Origin of the sequence: Paenirhodobacter sp. (assembly GCF_041916475.1) — a bacterium.
In the GTDB taxonomy this organism is placed as follows: Bacteria; Pseudomonadota; Alphaproteobacteria; order Rhodobacterales; family Rhodobacteraceae; genus Rhodobacter.
The window spans coordinates 19063-39368 of record NZ_JAYRZN010000019.1 but is presented as its reverse complement, the minus strand read 5'-3'; the positions used below and the strand labels follow the sequence as shown (position 1 = coordinate 39368).

Annotated in this window: 16 protein-coding genes; 8 read left to right on the top strand and 8 right to left on the bottom strand. The window is 66.6% G+C overall.

Annotation, left to right across the window (positions count from 1 at the left end):
- Window positions 1-2: 2 nt before the first annotated feature.
- The 3 genes from glgC to ACOMG5_RS09715 are packed head-to-tail and all read right to left on the bottom strand — an operon-like array spanning window position 3 to window position 5871.
- Window positions 3-1274, bottom strand: coding sequence for a glucose-1-phosphate adenylyltransferase (gene glgC, locus ACOMG5_RS09725; protein ID WP_420343597.1), 1272 nt, complete (start codon window positions 1272-1274; stop codon window positions 3-5).
- Window positions 1275-1284: 10 nt separating this feature from the next.
- On the bottom strand, window positions 1285-3444 hold the full coding sequence (gene glgB / locus ACOMG5_RS09720; protein WP_420343623.1) for a 1,4-alpha-glucan branching protein GlgB: 2160 nt from the start codon (window positions 3442-3444) through the stop codon (window positions 1285-1287).
- A gap of 24 nt (window positions 3445-3468) precedes the next feature.
- A complete protein-coding gene (locus tag ACOMG5_RS09715; RefSeq protein WP_420343596.1) occupies window positions 3469-5871 on the bottom strand; it encodes a glycogen/starch/alpha-glucan phosphorylase in 2403 nt (800 codons plus the stop codon).
- A 156-nt stretch (window positions 5872-6027) separates the two neighbouring features.
- Between ACOMG5_RS09715 and ACOMG5_RS09710 the strand changes: the two genes are divergently transcribed.
- A complete protein-coding gene (locus ACOMG5_RS09710; protein WP_420343595.1) occupies window positions 6028-7698 on the top strand; it encodes an alpha-amylase family glycosyl hydrolase in 1671 nt (556 codons plus the stop codon).
- 157 nt (window positions 7699-7855) lie between these two features.
- On the opposite strand, the gene preA is transcribed toward ACOMG5_RS09710, so the two are convergent.
- On the bottom strand, window positions 7856-9154 hold the full coding sequence (gene preA, locus ACOMG5_RS09705; protein ID WP_420343594.1) for an NAD-dependent dihydropyrimidine dehydrogenase subunit PreA: 1299 nt from the start codon (window positions 9152-9154) through the stop codon (window positions 7856-7858).
- Window positions 9155-9156: 2 nt separating this feature from the next.
- Window positions 9157-10500, bottom strand: a complete 1344-nt coding sequence (locus tag ACOMG5_RS09700; RefSeq protein ID WP_420343593.1) for an NAD(P)-dependent oxidoreductase — start codon at window positions 10498-10500, stop codon at window positions 9157-9159.
- A 267-nt stretch (window positions 10501-10767) separates the two neighbouring features.
- Here ACOMG5_RS09700 and accB point away from each other — a divergent pair, with 267 nt between their 5' ends.
- Window positions 10768-11259 carry an acetyl-CoA carboxylase biotin carboxyl carrier protein gene (accB, locus tag ACOMG5_RS09695; protein WP_420343592.1) on the top strand — a complete coding sequence of 164 codons (492 nt, stop codon included), beginning with the start codon at window positions 10768-10770 and terminating at the stop codon, window positions 11257-11259.
- Between the two features lie 10 nt (window positions 11260-11269).
- Complete coding sequence (gene accC, locus ACOMG5_RS09690) at window positions 11270-12616, top strand: acetyl-CoA carboxylase biotin carboxylase subunit (RefSeq protein WP_420343591.1); 1347 nt, start codon at window positions 11270-11272, stop codon at window positions 12614-12616.
- A gap of 324 nt (window positions 12617-12940) precedes the next feature.
- On the opposite strand, the gene ACOMG5_RS09685 is transcribed toward accC, so the two are convergent.
- Entirely contained in the window at window positions 12941-13978 is a 1038-nt protein-coding gene (locus tag ACOMG5_RS09685; protein ID WP_420343590.1) for a patatin-like phospholipase family protein, read from the bottom strand.
- Between the two features lie 62 nt (window positions 13979-14040).
- Window positions 14041-14814, bottom strand: coding sequence for a 3-hydroxybutyrate dehydrogenase (locus tag ACOMG5_RS09680; protein WP_420343622.1), 774 nt, complete (start codon window positions 14812-14814; stop codon window positions 14041-14043).
- 306 nt (window positions 14815-15120) lie between these two features.
- On the opposite strand from ACOMG5_RS09680, the gene ACOMG5_RS09675 reads away from it, so the two are divergent.
- The 3 genes from ACOMG5_RS09675 (at window position 15121) to ACOMG5_RS09665 (ending at window position 17473) form a co-directional block, all read left to right on the top strand.
- On the top strand, window positions 15121-16938 hold the full coding sequence (locus ACOMG5_RS09675) for an extracellular solute-binding protein (protein ID WP_420343589.1): 1818 nt from the start codon (window positions 15121-15123) through the stop codon (window positions 16936-16938).
- Window positions 16935-17051, top strand: a complete 117-nt coding sequence (locus ACOMG5_RS09670; protein ID WP_420343588.1) for a lipoprotein — start codon at window positions 16935-16937, stop codon at window positions 17049-17051. The genes ACOMG5_RS09675 and ACOMG5_RS09670 overlap by 4 nt, the downstream gene beginning before the upstream one ends.
- Before the next feature lie 104 nt (window positions 17052-17155).
- Window positions 17156-17473: a hypothetical protein gene (locus tag ACOMG5_RS09665; RefSeq protein WP_420343587.1), complete on the top strand. Its 318-nt coding sequence runs from the start codon at window positions 17156-17158 to the stop codon at window positions 17471-17473.
- A gap of 22 nt (window positions 17474-17495) precedes the next feature.
- On the opposite strand, the gene ACOMG5_RS09660 is transcribed toward ACOMG5_RS09665, so the two are convergent.
- Complete coding sequence (locus ACOMG5_RS09660; RefSeq protein WP_420343586.1) at window positions 17496-18119, bottom strand: helix-turn-helix domain-containing protein; 624 nt, start codon at window positions 18117-18119, stop codon at window positions 17496-17498.
- 57 nt (window positions 18120-18176) lie between these two features.
- Here ACOMG5_RS09660 and ACOMG5_RS09655 point away from each other — a divergent pair, with 57 nt between their 5' ends.
- Together ACOMG5_RS09655 and ACOMG5_RS09650 are read left to right on the top strand one after the other, a co-directional pair.
- Window positions 18177-19688: a class I adenylate-forming enzyme family protein gene (locus tag ACOMG5_RS09655; protein ID WP_420343585.1), complete on the top strand. Its 1512-nt coding sequence runs from the start codon at window positions 18177-18179 to the stop codon at window positions 19686-19688.
- Complete coding sequence (locus ACOMG5_RS09650) at window positions 19685-20305, top strand: DsbA family oxidoreductase (RefSeq protein ID WP_420343584.1); 621 nt, start codon at window positions 19685-19687, stop codon at window positions 20303-20305. The genes ACOMG5_RS09655 and ACOMG5_RS09650 overlap by 4 nt, the downstream gene beginning before the upstream one ends.
- Window position 20306 lies beyond the last annotated feature (1 nt).

Below are 20306 nucleotides of genomic sequence, written 5' to 3'. Positions count from 1 at the left end.
TCCTAGTCCAGGGCCGCCGCGCGGCGATCGAGCATGGATTGCGTGATCAGCACCACGCCCCCTTCGCTGCGGCGGAACCATTTCGCGTCCTCCTCCGGATCCTCGCCGATCACGAGGCCCTCGGGGATCTGCACGCCGCGGTCGATGACACAGCGGTTCAGCTGCGCATGGCGCCCGATATCCACATGCGGCAGCGCCACCACATGATCGAGGCTGGACCAGCTGTGCGCGCGGCAGCCGGTGAACAGCAGCGAATTGCGCACCTCCGAGCCCGAAACGATCACATCCCCCGATACCAGCGACGACACCGCCGAGCCGCGCCGGCCCTTCTCGTCGTGGATGAACTTGGCCGGGGGGCCAAGCTCGGCATAGGTCCAGATCGGCCAGGTCCGGTCATAGAGATCGAGCTTCGGGGTGAATTCGGTCAGGTCGATATTGGCCTGCCAGAAGGCATCTATGGTGCCCACGTCGCGCCAGTAGGGCTCGGTTTCGAGGCCCGTCTTCACGCAGCTGTCGGCGAAGCGGTGCGCCATCGCCTTGCCGTATTTCACGATCTCCGGGATCAGATCACTGCCGAAATCGTGGCTCGAATTCGGATCCTCCGTATCGCGGATCAAGAGCTCACGCAGGAACTGCCAGTCGAACACATAGATCCCCATCGAGCACAGGCTGTGCTCTGGATCCCCGGGCAGGCCCGGCGGATCGGCGGGCTTTTCGAGGAATTCGGTGATGCGCCCGGTGGCGTCCACCGCCATCACCCCGAAGGCCGAGGCCTCCGCGCGCGGCACCGTCAGGCAGCCGATGGTCACATCGGCCTGGCTGTCCACATGCTGGCGCAGCATCACCTCGTAATCCATCTTGTAGATATGGTCGCCCGCCAGCACGACGACGTACTTGACGTTGTAATCCTCGATGATGTCGATGTTCTGCGCCACCGCATCGGCGGTACCCATGTACCATTTCGTTTCATCCACGCGCTGGCTCGCGGGCAGGATGTCGAGGTATTCGTTGCGCTCCGCGCGGAAGAAGTTCCAGCCGCGCTGGACATGGCGGATCAGGCTGTGGGCCTTGTATTGCGTGGCGATCGCCATCTTGCGGATGCCGGAATTCAGCGCGTTGGAGAGGGCGAAATCGATGATCCGGGTGGTGCCGCCGAAATAGACCGCGGGCTTCGCGCGCCGGTCGGTCAGCTCCTTTAGCCGCGAGCCGCGCCCGCCCGCCAGAACAAAGGCCATGGCCTGCGACGACAGCCGCTGATTGGCAAAGTTCTCCACATATCCCTCCCTACGCCCCTGCGGGCGTGAACATGACCACCGCCAGCGGCGGCAGGTAGACCTCGGCACTATACGCGCGGCGGGACTGAGCGATCTCCTCGGCCACGATCAGGCCGAGGTTGCCCCAGTTGTTCCCGCCATAATGGGCAGAATCGGTATTCAGCATTTCGCGCCATCCCCCCGCGGCCGGCAGCCCGATGCGCAAGGTGCGTTCCACAGGTGTCAGGTTTGCGACGATCACCACCGGCTTCGCCTTCGGCGCGCGGCGCTCGAACACATAAACCGAATGCTCCGCATCATCGGCCTCGATCCAGGCAAAGCCCGAGGGCTCCGCATCGCCCCAGTGCAGCGCCGGCGTGCTGCGATAGAGCCGGTTCAGATCGCGCACGAGGTTGCACAGCCCGGCATGGCGCGGATAGGCGAGCAGATCCCAGTCGAGCTGGCCATTATGGTCCCATTCGCGCCACTGGCCGAATTCCTGGCCCATGAACAGCAGCTTCTTGCCCGGATGCGCCCATTGCAGCGCATAGAAGGCGCGCAGATTGGCGAATTTGTCCGGGTCCGGCCCGGGCATCTTGCCGATCATCGAGGATTTGCCGTGCACTACCTCGTCATGGCTGATCGGGAGGACGAAATTCTCGCTGTAGGCATAGGAGCTGGCGAAGGTCAGGTCGTTGTGGTGCCAGCGGCGGTGGATCGGGTCGCGGCTGAAATAGCGCAGCCAGTCGTTCATCCAGCCCATGTTCCACTTGTAGCCGAAGCCGAGCCCGTTCTTGTCGGCGGGCCGGGTGACGCCGGGATAGGTGGTGCTTTCCTCGGCCATGGTCATGATGCCCGGCATTTCGCCGTAGCTGACCTTGTTCACCGTCTGCAGGAAGGCGATGGCCTCCAGGTTCTCGCGCCCGCCCTTCGCATTCGGCACCCATTCCCCCTGCGGGCGCGAATAGTCGCGGTAGAGCATCGAGGCCACCGCATCCACCCGCAGCCCGTCCAGGTGATACTGATCGAGCCAGAACAGCGCGTTGGCCTCGAGGTAATTCGCCACCTCGCGCCGGCCGTAATTGTAGATCAGCGTGTTCCAGTCGTGGTGGAAGCCCTCGCGCGGGTCGGCATGCTCATAGAGCGCGGTGCCATCGAAGCGGCGCAGCCCATGCGCATCCATCGGGAAATGCCCCGGCACCCAATCGAGGATCACGCCCACGCCGCGCCGGTGCGCCGCATCGATGAGCGCCGCGAATTCCTCGGGCCGGCCATGGCGGATGGTGGGCGCATAGAGCCCGATCGGCTGATAGCCCCAGCTGCCCTCGAACGGATGCTCGGTAACGGGCAGCAGCTCGATATGGGTGAAGCCCATATCGACCACATGGTCGATCAGCTGCGCCGAAAGCTCAAAGTAGCTCAGCGGCCGGTTGTTCTCCTCCGGCACCCGGCGCCAGGAGACCAGATGCACCTCGTAGATCGAGACCGGAGCATGGATATCCTGCCGCGCGGCGCGCCCGCGCAGCCAGGCCGCATCGCCCCAGGGATGCAGCCCGAGCTCGCGCACGACCGAAGAGGTCGCGGGCGGATGCTCGGCGCCAAAGCCCAGCGGGTCGGCCTTCAGCGGCAGAAGCTGGCCGCCCGCGCCGAGGATCTCGTATTTGTAGGCCTCGCCCGCGCGCAGCCCGGGCACGAAAATCTCCCAGACCCCGGTCGCGCCGCGCCGGCGCATCTGATGGCGCCGCCCGTCCCAGTTGTTGAAGCCGCCGATCACCGAGACCCGCCGCGCCATCGGCGCCCAGACCGCAAAATGCACCCCGCGCACGCCCTCATGCGTGATCACATGCGCGCCCAGCACCTCCCACAGGCGCCGGTGCGTACCTTCGCCAATCAGATACTCGTCGATCGCGCCCAGCACCGGGCCGAAGCGGTAGGGATCCTCGAAATCCCAGGTGGAGATCGCATTGCGCGCCCGCAGCCGGTAGCGCCCGCCCTCCCAGGCGCCGCAGAATACCCCCGGCACCACCTGCGCAAGCTCGGTCTCGGTCTCGGCCATCGCCCAGAGCCGCTCCGCATCGGGCACGAGGGCGACGATACGCCCGCCCTGCTCCGTCTTGTGATATCCCAGCACCGCGAACGGGTCGGTATGCCTGCCTTCGGCCAGTGCCTCGGCCTCGGAACGTTCGATCAGCGCCAATTCCCCCCCTCAGGCCCCTCACAGGGCCGAGTCAGTTCCCCAGATATCCTCCATGTAACCACGGATCGCCCGGTCGGAGGAAAAGAATCCCATCCGCGCCGTGTTCAAGGCTGCCATGCGCCACCAGCGCTCCGGGTCGCCGAAGGCGGCGTCCACCTCGGCCTGCGCGGCCCGGTAGGTCTCGAAATCGGAGGCGACGAGGAAATAATCCGAATGCCACATGTTGTGCACGAGGCCATGGTAGCGCGTGGGCTCGTCCGGGCTGAAGCGGCCTTCGGCGATCATCTGCAAAATGTCCTGCAGCACCTGGCTTTGCATGATCGCGTGGCGCGAATGCTCCGGGTCCCGCCGGCGCGCCATCACCTCCTCCGCGGTCAGGCCGAACAGGAAGAAATTCTCCGGCCCGACATGTTCGCGGATCTCCACATTGGCGCCGTCCAGCGTGCCGATGGTGAGGGCGCCGTTCATCGCGAATTTCATGTTGCCGGTGCCGGAGGCTTCCTTGCCCGCGGTGGAGATCTGCTCCGACAGGTCCGAGGCCGGAATCAGCCGCTCCGCCATCGAAACGTTGTAGTTCGACGGATAGACGATCTTCAGCCGGTCGCCGACATAGGGGTCGTTGTTCACCACCTCGGCCACGTCGTTGATCAGGCGGATGATCTCCTTCGCGGCCTGATAGCCGGGCGCGGCCTTGCCGCCAAAGATCTTCACCCGCGGCTGGTAGCTGCCCTGCGGATTGGAGCGGATCTCGTGCCAGTCCGCGATGGTTTGAAGGATGTTCAGCAGCTGGCGCTTGTATTCGTGGATGCGCTTCACCTGCACGTCGAAGAGCGCGGTCGGGTCGATCTTTATCCCCTGCGTCTCGCCGATCCAGTTCGCGAGCGCAGTCTTGTTGGTGAGCTTGGCGCGGGCGAAAGCCTCGCGGAAGCCCTTGTCCTCGACATAGCCCTCAAGGTCGCGCAGCCGGTCCAGATCCGCCTCCCAGACATCGCCGATCGTGTCGGAGATGAGGTAGGACAAATGCTTGTTCGCGGCCCGGATCCAGCGCCGGGGCGTCACGCCATTGGTCTCGTTGACGATCCGCTCCGGGTGCAGCTTGTGCAGCTCCGGAAACAGGTTCTGCTTGATCAGCTCGGTATGCAGCGCCGAGACCCCGTTGACCTTGTGCGAAGTGATGAAGGCCAGCTCCCCCATCCGCACCTCGTGGTTCTTCACGATGCCCACGTAATGCGGCCGCGAGGGGTTCGTGCGCAGGTGCCAGGCATCGATCATCTCGATGATCTGCATGTGCCGCGGCAGCACCGCGCTCATCAGGTAGTTCGCCCATTTCTCCAGCGCCTCGGGCAGCAGCGTGTGGTTGGTATAGCCCAGCGTCTCCACCGCGGTGGAGATCGCCCGATCGAACGCCATCCCGTGGTCGTCGATCAGGATCCGCACCAGCTCCGGCCCCGCAATCGCCGGATGGGTATCGTTCATCTGGATTGCCACATGTTTGGGCAGATCGGCGATCGGCAGCCCCGCGGCCTGATGGCGGCGCATGATATCGTGGAGCGCCGCGGCGGTGAGGAAATACTCCTGCTTCAGCCGCAGCTCCTTGCCCTGATAGGTGGTGTCATCGGGATAGAGCACGCGCGAGAGCGTGCGCGCCAGCGTCTCGGGCTCGGCCGCGGCCGCATAGTCGCCATGGTTGAACCGCGCCAGATCGAAGATCTGCGTGGATTTAGCCGACCACAGCCGCAGCGTATTGGCCCAGCGGCCCTGCCAGCCGATGATCGGCATGTCGAAGGCCTCGGCGATGACCGTCTCCGAGGGCACCCAGACGGATTTGCCGTCCTGCTTCTCCACATGGCCCTTGAAGCCGATCTGATAGGCCACTTCGGGGCGCTCGAACTCCCAGGGGTGGCGCTGCTTCAGCCAGTCCTCGGGGTATTCCACCTGGCGCCCGCCATCGAAGCCTTGCTTGAACAGGCCATGCTCGTAGCGGATACCGTAGCCATAGCCCGCGCAGCCGAGCGTCGCCATGCTTTCCATGTAGCAGGCCGCGAGCCGCCCAAGCCCGCCATTGCCGAGCGCCGCATCCGGCTCGTCCTCGACCACCCGGCTCCAGTCCTGCCCGAGGCTCTCGATCGCCTCGCGGCAGACCGCGCGCATCCCGAGGTTGATCGCCGCATCCTCCAGCATCCGCCCGATCAGATATTCCATCGACAGGTAATAGACCCGCTTGCGGCCCTGCTCCCAGGTCTGCTTGGTGGCGGCGAACCAGGGCGTCACGATCCGGTCGCGGATGGCGAAGCTCAGCGCCATGCGCCAGTCATAGACCGAGGCATGCTCGGCGTCCTTGCCCATCGTATAGGTCAGGTGGCGGAGGATTTCGCTGCGGAGCGTCTCGACGGAGGGGGCGACGACATCTTTCACGGCCATTCCTTTCGGTGCTGTGCTCCTCTCTTGATGGGCCTGCCGGGGCGGAGGCGTCAAGCGCAAGAACCGGGCAAATTGCTGCGAGTGCGAAACCGCCCGGCACTTTGCCCGTTTCGTCGGCACCGCGAAGATGCGACAACGGCGCCAGAGGGGCAGCACATGACACAGAATCAAGACTGGTGGCGCGGCGCGGTGATCTATCAGATCTACCCCCGCAGTTTTCAGGACAGCGACGGCGATGGCATCGGCGATCTGCGCGGGATCACCGCACGGCTGGAGCATGTCGCGCGGCTCGGCGCCGATGCGATCTGGCTTTCTCCGGTGAACCGCTCGCCGATGGCCGACATGGGCTATGATGTCTCGGATTACTACGACATCGACCCGCTGTTCGGCACGCTGGCCGATTTCGATGCGCTGGTGGCGCGGGCGCATGAGCTGGGCCTGAAGGTGATCATCGACCAGGTGCTGAGCCATTCCTCGGACCGGCACCCTTGGTTTGTGGAGTCGAAGCGGCGCGGCGCCACGGCGGACTGGTACGTCTGGGCCGATCCGAAGCCCGACGGTTCGCCGCCGACGAACTGGCAATCCGTGTTCGGCGGCTCGTCCTGGGAATGGGCGCCGGAGCGCGGGCAATATTACCTGCACAATTTCCTGATCGGCCAGCCGGACCTGAACCTGCGCAACCCCGAGGTGCAGGACGAGATGCTGAAGGTGCTGCGCTTCTGGCTGGAGCGCGGGGTCGATGGCTTCCGGCTGGATACGGTGAACTACTACATCCACGATGCCGAGCTGCGCGACAACCCGCCCGAAGTCCCCGATCCGGACCGCTGGCCGCCGGTCTCCACCTACGACATGCAGGCCCATGACTACGACAAGAGCCGCCCCGAGAACCTGGATTTCCTGAAGCGGCTGCGGGCGCTGACCGATGCCTATGACGCCCGCTGCCTCGTGGGCGAGGTGGGCGACAGCCCGAAGCGCGCGCTGCGCCTGATGGAGGCCTATACCGCGGGCAGCGAGCGGCTGCACATGGCCTACAGCTTCGACATGCTGGGCCCGGAATTCACCCCCGCGCATTACCGCCGGATCATCGAGGGCTTCTTCGCGGGCGCGCCCGATGGCTGGCCGAGCTGGTCCTTCTCCAACCATGACGTGAACCGCCATGTGAGCCGCTGGGCCGATCATGGCGCCCCCGATGCGGTGGCAAAGCTCGCGATTGCGATGCTGGCCTCGTTCCAGGGCACGATCGGGCTCTATCAGGGCGAGGAGCTGGGCCAGACAGAGACCGAGCTGAGCTATGAGGAGCTGACCGACCCGCCGGGCCTGCGCTTCTGGCCCGAGAACAAGGGCCGCGACGGCTGCCGCACGCCGATGGTCTGGGACAGCGGGCCGGAGGCCGGGTTCAGCGCCGCTCGCCCCTGGCTGCCGGTGAAGCCGGCGCAGGCTACGCGCAACGTGGCCGCGCAGGAGGCGGATCCCGCCTCCGTGCTCCATCACTACCGCGCGGTGCTGGCCTTCCGCCGCGCGAGCCCGGCGCTGCGGCTCGGGCGCACGGAATGGCTGAGCGCGCCCGATCCGGTGCTGGCCTTCCGCCGGGTGCTCGGCGCCGAGACGCTGAGCTGCTTCTTTAACCTCGGGCCGGAGCCGGTGACGATGGTCGCCCCGCGCGGCGACCTCGCCGGGCCCTCCCTCGGCGCGCGGATGGAGGGGTTCGAGATGGTGCTCGGGCCCAATGCCGCCGTCTGGCTGCGCGATACGCCCGATGTGGTCGAGGGGGCCGGCTGGTCGCTCGGCCGGGCGCTCGCGAAGGTGAAGAAGCTGGTCGGGGGCTGAGCCCCCGGCCCTGCGCCACCAATATCGCACCGGGGATCACTCCCCGGACCACCATGCCCCGATACGTCGTCCGGAGCCAGCATTCCCGATGTTGCGCCGGGCCCGGCTCCCGATCCGCCACTCCGGGGCCAGAGCCCCGGAGCCGCTTCGCCGGGCCTTATTCGGCGGCCTCCGCCATCGGGTTGTTCGGATGGGTGGTCCAGTTCGCATAGGGCGCGACCGGGCGGCCCGTGCGCGGATCCAGCGTGCCCAGCGGCAACGTCTTCATGCTGATGCAATCCACCGGGCAGACATCGACACAGAGGTTGCAGGCCACGCATTCCTCGTCCTTGACCGAATAGACCCGCCCGTCGCCCACCGCGATCGCCTGGTGTGAGGTATCCTCGCAGGCGGCATAGCAGCGGCCGCATTTGATGCAATCGTCCTGGTCGATCACCGCCTTGGTGACATGGTTCAGGTTCAGATGCTGCCATTCGGTGAAATTCGGCACCGCGCGGCCGATAATCTCATCGACCGAAGCGAAGCCCTTGCGGTCCATGTACTCGCCCAGCCCGGAGATCATCTCCTGCACGACCTTGAAGCCATAGGTCATCGCCGCGGTGCAGACCTGCACATTGCCTGCACCCATCGCCAGGAATTCGGCCGCGTCGCGCCAGGTGGTGACCCCGCCGATGCCCGAAATCGGCAGGCCGCGGGTCTCCATATGGCGCGCGATCTCGCCCACCATGTTGAGCGCGATCGGCTTCACCGCCGGGCCGCAATAGCCGCCATGGGTGCCCTTGCCGTCGATCATCGGCTCGGGGCAGAAATCGTCGAGGTTCACCGAGGTCACCGATTTCACGGTGTTGATCAGGCTCACCGCATCCGCGCCGCCCCGCTTCGCCGCCATGGCGGGCGGCAGGATCGAGGTCACGTTCGGGGTCAGCTTCACGATGCAGGGCATGCGCGAATATTGCTTCACCCAGCGGGTCACCATCTCGATATATTCCGGCACCTGGCCCACGGCGGAGCCCATGCCGCGCTCGGCCATGCCATGCGGGCAGCCGAAGTTCAGCTCCACCCCATCGGCGCCGGTATCCTCGATCTGTTTCAGGATCGCCTTCCAGTTCTCCTCCTCGCAGGGCACCATCAGTGAAATCACCAGCGCCCGGTCCGGGTAGTCGCGCTTGACGGATTTGATCTCGCGCAGGTTCACCTCCAGCGGGCGGTCGGTGATCAGCTCGATGTTGTTGATCCCCATCACCCGGCGGTCCCCGCCATAGATCACGCCGTAGCGCGGGCCGGAGACGTTCACCACCGGCGGCCCTTCGGCGCCGAGCGTCTTCCACACCACGCCGCCCCAGCCCGCCTCATAGGCGCGGCGCACATTGTATTCCTTGTCCGTCGGCGGCGCGGAGGCGAGCCAGAACGGGTTCGGGGATTTGATGCCGATGAAATTGGAACGCAGGTCAGCCATGATCAGGCCCCCATCAGATAGCTGTGAATGTCTTCGGCGGCATCGCGACCCTCGGCCACGGCCGTCACGGTCAGGTCATCGCCGCCGACGGCGCAATCGCCGCCCGCCCAGACCCCGGGGGCAGAGGTGCGCCCCGCGCCATCGACCCAGATCTTGCCGCCCGCGACCTTCACCGCCTCTGGCGTGGCGCCCAATGTCTGGCCGATGGCCTTGAACACCTGATCGGCGGGCAGGCGGAAGGTGTCGGAGGTCAGCTCCAGCCCGCTCTCCCCCGCGCGGGTATAGGCGAATTCCACCTCGCGCACCGCGCCATTGCCATGGATCGCGACCGGGGCCGCATTCTCGATGATCCGCACCCCGTTCGCCAGCGCATGCTCTTGCTCATGCGTGCTCGCGGGCATCTCTGCGCGCGCGCGCCGGTAGACGATGCTCACGTTGAGCGCGCCCAGGAGCTTCGCCTGCACCGCCGCATCCACCGCCGTCATGCCGCCGCCGATCACGATCACATCGCGCCCAACGGGCAGCGCCGCCAGATCCTGCGCCTGGCGCAGCTCGGCAATGAAATCGGTCGCGGGCGCGATGCCGGCCTTGTCCTCTCCGGCCAGCCGTAGCGCATTCACGCCCGAAAGCCCCATGCCCAGGAACACCGCATCATGATCGGCCAGAAGCTCCTCCAGCCCGCCATCGCCCGCGCGGCCCAGCTGCCAGTTCTCCACCACCTTGATCCCGCCGATCTGCAGCAGCCAGGCCACTTCCTTCGAGGCGAAATGATCCACCGCCTTGTAGGAGGCGATGCCGTATTCATTGAGCCCGCCCGCCTTCGCGCGCGCCTCATAGACCGTGACCTCATGGCCCTTCATCGCCAGCCGGTGCGCGCAGGACAGCCCCGCAGGCCCCGCGCCCACCACCGCCACCGATTTGCCCGTGGCCGGGCCGCGGCTGAAGGGGTGGCTCTGCTTCGCCATCATCGTGTCGGTCGCGAAGCGTTGCAGCGCGCCGATCTCCACCGGCTTGCCCTCCGCCGTCTCGCGCACGCAGGATCCTTCGCAGAGGTTCTCCGTCGGGCAGACCCGGGCGCACATGCCGCCGAGGATATTCTGGCTAAGGATCGTGCGCGCTGCCGCCTCCGGCGTGCCGGTCATGATCTGGCGGATGAACAGCGGAATGTCGATCGAGGTCGGGCAGGCCTCCATGCAGGGCGCGTCGTGGCAGAAATAGCAACGGTCCGCCGCCACCTGCGCCTCATGCGCATCCAGCGGAGGCGCGACATCGGAGAAATTCTGTCCATAGCTGCCCTGCGGCAGCCGCCCGGGAACCACCCCCGGCGTGAATTGGCTGTTGGTCACCTGGACCTCCCTGGCTTATCGTTGACCCAACGCTGCCACGCCTGAATTTTTTATCAAGTGGTAAAATACGCCGCGGCGCAGCAGCCCGGCGGATTTGCCGATCTTTGCGGCTTTGCCGCCAAAAGCGCCGCAAAACCGGGCACTGTCCGCAGCGCGGCCTTCCGCACTTTCCTCTCCCGGCTGGAGCGCGTATAAGGCCCAGACGATACGGCAGCCCGGCGCGAAACGACCGGGCCGACAAGACCCGCAGCACCTTTCGAGGACGGCATGACCAAACAATCCCATGAAAACGACGTGGCCTTCATCCAGGCACTGGCCGAGCTCCTGAACAGCAATGAGCTCACCGAGATTTCGGTGGTTCGGGAGTATGGCGAGGACGACAGCCTCGAAGTGCGCGTCGTGAAGCAGGCGACGGTCGTGGCCGCTCCGGTCGCGGCGGCCGTGGCAGCCCCCGCGCCCATGGCCATCGCGGCGCCGGTGGCGGCTGCTGCCGCAGCCCCGGCCGAGGCCGATCCGGCGAAGCTGCCGGGCGCGGTGACCTCGCCGATGGTCGGCACCGCCTATCTCTCGCCCGAGCCGGGCGCGGCGAGCTTCGTCAAGGTCGGCGATGTGGTCAAGCAGGGCCAGACGCTGATGATCGTCGAGGCGATGAAGACGATGAACCACATCCCCGCGCCGCATGCCGGCACCGTGAAGCGCATCCTGATCGACGATGGCGCGCCCGTGGAATACGGCGCGCCGCTGATGATCGTCGAGTGAGGGCGGCACGATGTTCGACAAGATCCTGATCGCCAACCGCGGCGAGATCGCGCTGCGCGTGGTCCGGGCCTGCCGCGAGATGGGGATCGCCTCGGTCGCGGTGCATTCCACGGCCGACTCGGACGCGATGCATGTGCGCATGGCCGACGAGAGCGTGTGCATCGGCCCGCCGCCGTCGTCGGAGAGCTATCTGAACGTGGCCGCGATCGTCGCCGCCTGCGAGATCACCGGCGCCCAGGCCATCCACCCGGGCTATGGCTTCCTGTCCGAGAACGCGAATTTCGTGCAGGCGCTGGAAGACCACGGCATCACCTTCATCGGCCCGCGGGCGGAGCATATCCGTATCATGGGCGACAAGATCACCGCCAAGGACACCGCGAAATCGCTGGGGATTCCGGTGGTGCCCGGCTCCGCAGGCGGGGTGCATGATTTCGACGAGGCACGGCGCGTGGCGGCCGAGATCGGCTATCCGGTCATCATCAAGGCCACCGCCGGCGGCGGCGGGCGCGGGATGAAGGTGGCGCTCACGGAAGAGGAGCTGGAGATTGCGTTCCGCACCGCCCGCTCCGAAGCCAAGGCCGCCTTCGGCAACGACGAAGTCTATATGGAGAAATATCTCCAGAAGCCGCGCCATATCGAGATCCAGGTGTTCGGCGACGGCAAGGGCCGCGCGGTCTATCTGGGCGAGCGCGACTGTTCGCTGCAGCGCCGCCACCAGAAGGTGTTCGAGGAGGCCCCCGGCCCCTGCATCACCCCTGAGCAGCGCGAGCGCATCGGCTCCGTCGTCTCCAAGGCGATGGCCGAGCTGAAATACGCCGGCGCCGGGACGATCGAATTCCTGTTCGAGGATGGCGAATTCTACTTCATCGAGATGAACACCCGCCTGCAGGTGGAGCATCCGGTGACCGAGGCGATCTATGGCGTGGATCTGGTGCGCGAGCAGATCCGCGTTGCCGCGGGCCTGCCGATGGAATTCCACCAGAAGGACCTGAAGATCCGCGGCGCGGCGATCGAGGTGCGGATCAACGCGGAGAAGGTGCCGAATTTCAGCCCCTGCCCCGGGACGATCACGCAATACCATGCGCCGGGCGGCCTTGGCGTGCGGATCGACAGCGCGATCTACGACGGCTACCGGATCCCGCCCTATTACGACAGCCTGATCGGCAAGCTGATCGTGCATGGCCGCGACCGTGAGGAGGCGCTGGCGCGCCTGAGCCGGGCCCTGGGCGAGCTGATCGTGGATGGGGTGGATACCACCGTACCGCTGTTCCACGCGCTGCTGGCCGAGCCCGACATACAGAACGGCGACTATTCCATCCACTGGCTGGAAAAGTGGCTGGCGCGGACCTATAAGTGAGACAAGGCGCCCTGCGGGGCGCCTTTTTCGTCTGGGCTCCGGCGCGGGCAGCCACCGGAGCGCGCCCCCTCAGGCACCTGACGGGAGAGCCCGGGGCCTGCACTGCTGCGGCGAGCCGAAGCGCCCCCCAGGGTCAGGAGACCACTCGGCAGCAGATGGACGCCCGTAGCGTCACGGGCACAGCGGACGGCGCCAAGGCAACAGACCGGGGCGCGCCTCGTGCCTCAGCACTCGGCCCAGGCCGCCCAGCCTTTTTCCGTGCCGCGAATGGCGCATGGACCGCGCGGAGAACCTCTTCCAGACGCGGGCATGGCCCGGCGGCCCTCAGCCGAACAGCGCCGCCAGATCCACGGACGCCCGCACCCCGATCGCATCGCCATGCGCGCTTAGGAAGGCCTCGGCCGCCGCCTGCCCGGCGGTCTTCAGCCGCTCCAGCGTACCGACCGTAGGCACCAGCTTCGTCGCCGCCGAAAGCGCGTTCATCGTCTTGTCATCGGCGACCATATGGATCAGCACATCCTTCATCGCGCCCTCCGGGATCCGCCCCTCGGAGATCAGCCGGCGCACGAAGCTGACCGCGCGCAATTCGCGCAGCAGCGAGGAGTTGAACGAGATCTCGTTGATCCGCTCCTCGATCTCGGTCGGGGTCTGCGGTACGCTGTCGCGCAGCAAGGGGTTGATGTTCACCACCACGATGTCGCGCGGGTATTTCGTCTCGTAGAGCGGGAACAGCGGCGGGTTGCCGGTGAAGCCGCCATCCCAGAACGCCTCGATCTTGCCGGTCTGCGGGTCGTACATCTCCACCGCGCGGAACACGTTGGGCAGGCAGGCCGAGGCCAGCACCGCCTCCGCCGTGATCTCGCCATCGGCGAAGACCCGGATCTTGCCGGTGCGCACATTGGTGGCCGCGACGAAAAGATCCGGCCCGCTCCGGGCGCAGACATGCTCGAAATCGAACCGCTTCACGATACGCTCCAGCGGGTTCACATAGAACGGCCCGGAATCGTAGGGCGAAACCAGCCGCCCGATCTGGTCCATCCAGGCCGCGGGCGTGAACAGCTCGATCCAGCGATTGAGCGCATCCGGATAGGGAAACAGCGCCGTGAGCCAGCGGTCCAGCCGCAGGTCGTTGACCTCGGAGACCTGCGACCAGAGCCAGTCCAGGTTCTCGCGCGCCCGCGCCCGCCCGCCCTGTACCAGCCCCGCCTTCAGCGCGGCGCCGTTCAGCGCTCCGGCCGAAGTGCCCGAAATCGCCGCGATTTCGAGCCAGCTTTCATCCAGCAGCCGGTCCAGCACGCCCCAGGTGAACGCGCCATGGGCGCCGCCGCCCTGCAACGCGAGGTTGATATGACGTGTCTTCATCCGCATCCTCCCCCGGCCCGTCCGCATATGCTACTGGGCGCGGCCGGGAAAGCAATCGGGCGTCAGAGCGCCGTCCAGCCGCCATCGACGGAGATCGTCGTGCCGGTGATCTGCGCGGCCGCGGCCGAGCACAGGAACACCGCCGTGCCGCCCATCTCCTCCACCGTCGCGAATTCCTTCGAGGGCTGGCGGTCCAGCATGACCTTCTTGATCACCTCTTCGCGCGACATGTTGTGGGTTTTCATCTGATCGGGGATCTGCGCCTCGACCAGCGGCGTGAGCACATAGCCCGGGCAGATCGCATTGCAGGTGATCGGCTCCTCGGCGGTCTCGAGCGCGGTGACCTTGGTGAAGCCGACGATGCCGTGCTTCGCCGCGACATAGGCCGATTTGAAAGGCGAGGCCGTGAGCCCATGCGCCGAGGCGATGTTGATGATCCGGCCCCAGCCCGCCTTGCGCATCAGGGGCAGCGCGGCGGCGGTGGTGTGGAAGGCGGAGGACAGGTTGATCGCGATGATCGCATCCCATTTCTCCACCGGGAACTGGTCTATGGGCGCGACGTGCTGGATCCCGGCATTGTTCACCAGAATATCCACCTGGCCCGCCTGCTCCACCAGCGCGCGGCACTCCGCGCCCTTGGACATGTCGGCCTTGATGTAGCGCCCTTTGACGCCGAACTCCGCGCCCAGATCCGCGGCCAGCTTGTGGTCTTCGTCGCGGTCGGTGAAGGAGTTGAGCACGATATCCGCCCCGGCCTTCGCAAGCTCGCGCGCGACGCCGAGCCCGATGCCCGAGTTCGACCCCGTCACCACCGCCGTCTTGCCGGCCAGACTGATCGTGAAGCTCATGGTTCATTCCTCCAACGGTTCAACCGGGGGCGATCATGCCGCGCGCATCGGGGCGCGTCCACTGAACATCTTCGCGACTGGACGGGGGGAACGTGACGGAAAACGCCTGTCAAAAGAAAAAGACGCCCGCACAAGGCGGGCGTCAAGTCATGAGGCAGGTTTCATACAGGCAAGAAACCTATCGAGCAGTAAGGTCTTTATAAGCCGCTTGTTGCCGCCCTCCAAGGGAAAAGTTTGCGCAACCCCCTCCGGCAGACTAGCTTGCCGCCTGAAATTACAGACAAAGCCAGGGACATGGTGCGTATGCGGCAGGGCAAATGGTACGGAATCGGCGTGCTGGCATTGGCTTTCGCGCCGGTTTTCGTGAACGCGGAACCGGCGCCGGGAATCGCCATGTATGGGGAACCGGCGTTGCCGAAAGGCTTCACGCAATTGCCCTATGTGAACCCTGAGGCGCCGAAGGGCGGGCAGATCCGGTTCGGAGAATCGGGGAGCTTCGATTCGCTGAACCCTTGGATCCTCACCGGCAGGCCCGCGCAGGGAATCGCGCTCTTCGTGGCCGAGCCGCTGATGATGCGCTCGATCGACGAGCCGTTCACGCTTTATGGCCTGCTGGCCGAGAGCGTGGAGACGGATGCGGCGCGCAGCTGGGTGGAATTCACCCTGCGCGACGGCGCGCGCTTTTCCGATGGCGCGCCGGTGACGGTCGAAGACGTGATCTGGTCCTTCGAGACGCTCGGGACCGAGGGCCATCCGCGCTATACCAACGCCTGGCGCAAGGTGGCGAAGATCGTGCAGACCGGGCCGCGCAGCCTGCGGGTGACCTTCACCGAGCCCGACCGGGAACTCGCGCTGATCATGGGCATGCGGCCGGTGCTGGAGAAGGCGCAGTGGCAGGGCAAGGAGTTTGCGCGCGCCACGCAGGAGGTGCCGGTGGGCTCCGGGCCCTATGTGGTGGAGCGGGTGGACATGGGCAAATCCATCACCCTGCGCCGGAACCCGGACTGGTGGGGCAAGGACCTTCCCGTCAACATCGGGCGCTACAATTTCGAGCGCATGCGGTGGGATTATTTCGGCGATGGCGGCGTGGTCTTCGAGGCGTTCAAGGGCGGCGAGACCGATACCTTCCGCGAGACCAATGCCGCGAAATGGGCGCGCGACTATGATTTCCCCGCGGTGCGCGATGGCCGAGTGGTGAAATCCGAGATCCCGCATCAGCGGCCCTCGGGCATCACCGGGCTGGTGATGAACACCCGCCTGCCCGTTTTCCAGGACTGGCGCGTGCGCGAGGCGATGATCGACGCGTTCAACTTCGAATTCATCAATGCCACGCTGAATGGCGGCGCGGAGCCGCGGATCACCTCCTATTTCGCCAATTCGGGTCTCGCCATGCAGCAGGGCCCGGCCACGGGGCGGGTGGCCGATCTGCTCGGGCCCTATGCGGCGGAGCTGCCGCCCGGCGCGCTGGACGGCTATGCCCTGCCGGTATCAGATGGCACCGCGCTGAACCGTATAAACAACCGCAAGGCGATCCGGCTGCTGGAGGAGGCGGGCTGGCGCGTCGATGACAAGGGCGTGCTGCGCGATGCGCAGGGCACGGCGCTGAGCTTCGAGATCCTGCTGCCGCAGGGCGCCGCCGAAACCCGCGCCATCGTCGATATCTATACCGAGGCGCTGCACCGGCTCGGCATCTTCCCGCAGGTGACCTCGGTCGACGATGCGCAATATCAGATGCGCCGCAACAGCTATGATTTCGGCATGACCTGGATGACGCTGGCGCTCTCGCTCAGCCCCGGCAACGAACAGATGCTGTACTGGGGCGCACGCGGCGTGACCGAGCCGGGCTCGCGCAACCTGATGGGGATGAACTCGCCCGCCGCCGAGGCGATGATCCGCGCCATGCTGGCCGCGAAAGACCCCGCCGATTTCACCGCCGCGGTGCGCGCGCTCGACCGCGTGCTCACGACCGGGCGCTATGTGATCCCGACCTGGTATGCGCCGGTGTCGCGGCTCGCGCATGCCCGGGCGCTTCACTTCCCCGAAAAACTTCCGCTATACGGAGATTGGCCGGGCTTTCAGCCCGAGACCTGGTGGTATGAGGCAGCACAATGAAGAAACTTGTCATTCTCGCCGTCCTCGCGGCGGCACTGAGCGGATGCAACACGGTGGCCGGCGTCGGCGACGATATCTCCGGGGGGGCGCGCACGGTTCAGGGCTGGCTCTGACCGGAGCCGGTGGTGGAACCGCAGGCCATTTCAAGGCTTTTCAGGAGCGTGCGCAAGGCGCAGACTGAGGCCGGGCGCCGCTATGGCGCGGGAAGGAGATCGCGATGAAGTGGCAACACGTGCAGGAAAACTGGAGCGCGTTCTATGACGCGATCACCGACAAATGGCCCGAGGCCGATGAGGACGAACTGGACACGATCGACGGCGACCAGCGCGCCTTCGTCGAATATATCGCCGGGCTGACCGATCAGGAGCCGGGCGACGCCCGCGACGAGATCCGCGAATGGCTCACCGGCGAATTGCCCTCGGACGTGGTGATGGACCCGGAGCATGACAACCATTCGATCATGCTGTCGGAGAAATACGTCGCCGAAGGCGAGGACGAATATGACGACGACCGCCGGTTCGGCGACGGCGAGTGAGGCCCCGCCCGAACCGGCCGCTTCAGACCAGAGATGTCACCCAGAGCACGGTCGCATCCTCCTCGCTGACCGAGACCAGATTGTGGCCCATGCTGGCATCGTAATAGGCGCTGTCGCCGCGGCGCAGGTCCTGCGGCTCGTAGAATTCGGTATAAAGCCGCACGATCCCTGTCAGCACATAGAGGAACTCCTCGCCGTCATGGCGCACCCAGCCGTGAAATTCCTCGAAGCTGCGCGCCCGGATCCGCGCCCGGTAAGGCAGCATCTGCTTCTTGCGCAGCGGATTGGCGAGCAGCTCGTGCTCGTAGGTTGTGGTCAGATGCGCCACCCCCTCGCCCTGGCGCGTCACCGCCATCCGCCCCGTCACCTGCCCCTTGGAGGGCGGCGTGAACAGCTGCGGCACCGAAATCTCCAGCCCGTCGGCGAGCTTCTTCAGCGCCTCATAGGTGGGAGACATCTGCCCGTTCTCGATCTTCGACAGCGTGGAGCGCGCGAGCCCCGCCTGCACCGCGGCCTGTTCCAGCGTCCAGCCGCGCGCCTTGCGCAGCTCGCGCACCCGCGCGGCCAGGTCCACCGGCTCAGGCACCGTCTCGGCGCCATCCTCGCGCGCGATCCGGATGATCTTCGCCTGTTCGATCTCGGCCATCGCCCGCCCTCCATTCGCCGTCTTGCACCGAAGACCCGCCCGGCGTAGCAAAAAGCCATGCTCTCTGTCCATGCCCCCACCGCCGCAGACCCCGTCCCCGCGCCGTTCAACATGGCAGCCCATGTGCTCGCCCATGCCGGCCGGCTCGCCGACAAATCGGCGATGCAGATCCTGCGCCCCACCGGGGCCGAGCGCTGGTCCTATGCGCGGCTGGAGGCGGCCGTGCGCGGCACCGGTACCGGCCTTCTGCGCGCAGGCCTGCAGCCCGGAGACCGGGTGCTGCTGCGGCTTGGCAATACGCCCGAATTCCCGGTGGCTTACCTTGGCGCCATTGCCGCGGGGCTGGTGCCGGTGCCCACCTCGTCGCAGCTGACCGCGGCAGAGATCGGCAAGATGGCCGCGCAGGTGGATCCGGCGCTGGTGATTGCGGGCGATGGAATTGCGCTGCCCGAGGGCATTCCTGCCATTTCGGAAGAGACCCTGCGCGGGTTCGAGGCGCTGCCGCCCTGCGCCTATGACTTGGGCGATCCGGAGCGGCTTGGCTATATCGTCTTCACCTCCGGCACCTCGGGCAAGCCGCGCGCGGTGGAGCATGCGCACCGGGCGATCTGGGCGCGGCGGATGATGCATCAGGGCTGGTATGGGCTCGGTGAATCCGACCGGCTCCTGCATGCGGGGGCCTTCAACTGGACCTATACGCTCGGCACCGGGCTGATGGACCCCTGGTCCGTGGGCGCGACGGCGCTGATCCCGGCGGCGGGCGTGGAGGCACCGGCGCTGGCACTGCTCCTGCGCCGGTTCGACGCGACGATTTTTGCAGCAGCTCCGGGCGTTTACCGGCAAATCCTCAGGCATCACCCGAAGCTGAGCCTGCCGAAGCTGCGCCATGGCCTGAGCGCCGGAGAGGCGCTGCCGGAGCTGACCCGCGCGCATTGGCACGCGGCAACCGGCACGCCCATCCACGAAGCGCTCGGCATGTCGGAATGCTCGACCTTCATCTCCTCCGCGCCGGGCCATCCGGCGCCGCCCGGAACCGCGGGCTGGCCACAAGAGGGCCGCCATGTGGCCGTGCTGCGCGACGGCGCACCGGTGCCGCGCGGCGAAGCGGGCGTTCTGGCCGTGCATCGCAGCGATCCGGGCCTGTTCCTCGGCTATCGCGGCCAGCCCGAGGAAACCGCCGCGCGCTTCGCCGGCCCCTGGTTCCTCACCGGCGACATGGTGGAGATGACGGAGGCGGGCGCGATCCGCTACCTCGGCCGCGACGACGACATGATGAACGCCGGCGGCTTCCGCGTCGCGCCGCAGGAGGTGGAGACCGCGATGGCCACCTGCCCGGAGGCGGGCGAAGTGGCCGCGGTGGAGATCCGGGTTTCGGCCGAAGCCACGGTGATTGCGCTTGCCCATACCGGCCCGGCCACGGCGGAGGCGCTGGCCGCCCATGCCGCCACCGCGCTCGCGCGCTACAAGCAGCCGCGGATCTACCGCCAGGTGAGCGCGCTGCCCCGCAACCGCAATGGCAAGATCGACCGGCGCAGCCTGCGTCAGGACTGGCCGCAGGAGACAAAATGATCCCGCTCGACATATTCGCCGACCCCGTCTGCCCCTGGTGCCTGATCGGCAAGGCCCGGCTCGACCGCGCGCTGGAGGCCCGGCCCGGCCATGCCTTCGTGATCGCCTGGCGGCCGTTCCAGCTGAACCCGACCCTGCCGCCCGAGGGGATGGACCGGCAGGCCTTCCTGCGCGCGCGCTTCGGCACCGAGGCCGACCGGGTGCATGTGCCGGTTCTGGAGGCCGCGCGCGATGCCGGGGTGACGCTGGACCTCGCCGCGATCGGGCGCATGCCCAATACCTTTAATGCGCAGCGGCTGCTGTTCTGGGCCGGGCTTGAGGAGCGGCAAAGCCGGGTGATGTCGGCGCTGATGCGCGCCTATTGGCGCGAGGGGCGCGATGTCGGCGATGCGGCGACGCTCGCCGACATCGCCGCCGAAGCCGGGATGGACCGGGCGCTGGTGGCGCGGCTGCTGGCCTCGGATGCCGATCGCGATACCGTTGCCGCTGCCGAGGCCCATGCCCGCGAGCGCGGGATCAAGGCGGTGCCCACCTTCATCATCGCGAACCAATATGTGGTGGAGGGCGCCCAAACCACGGAATTCTGGCTCAAAGTGATCGACGATCTGGCCAGCTGAG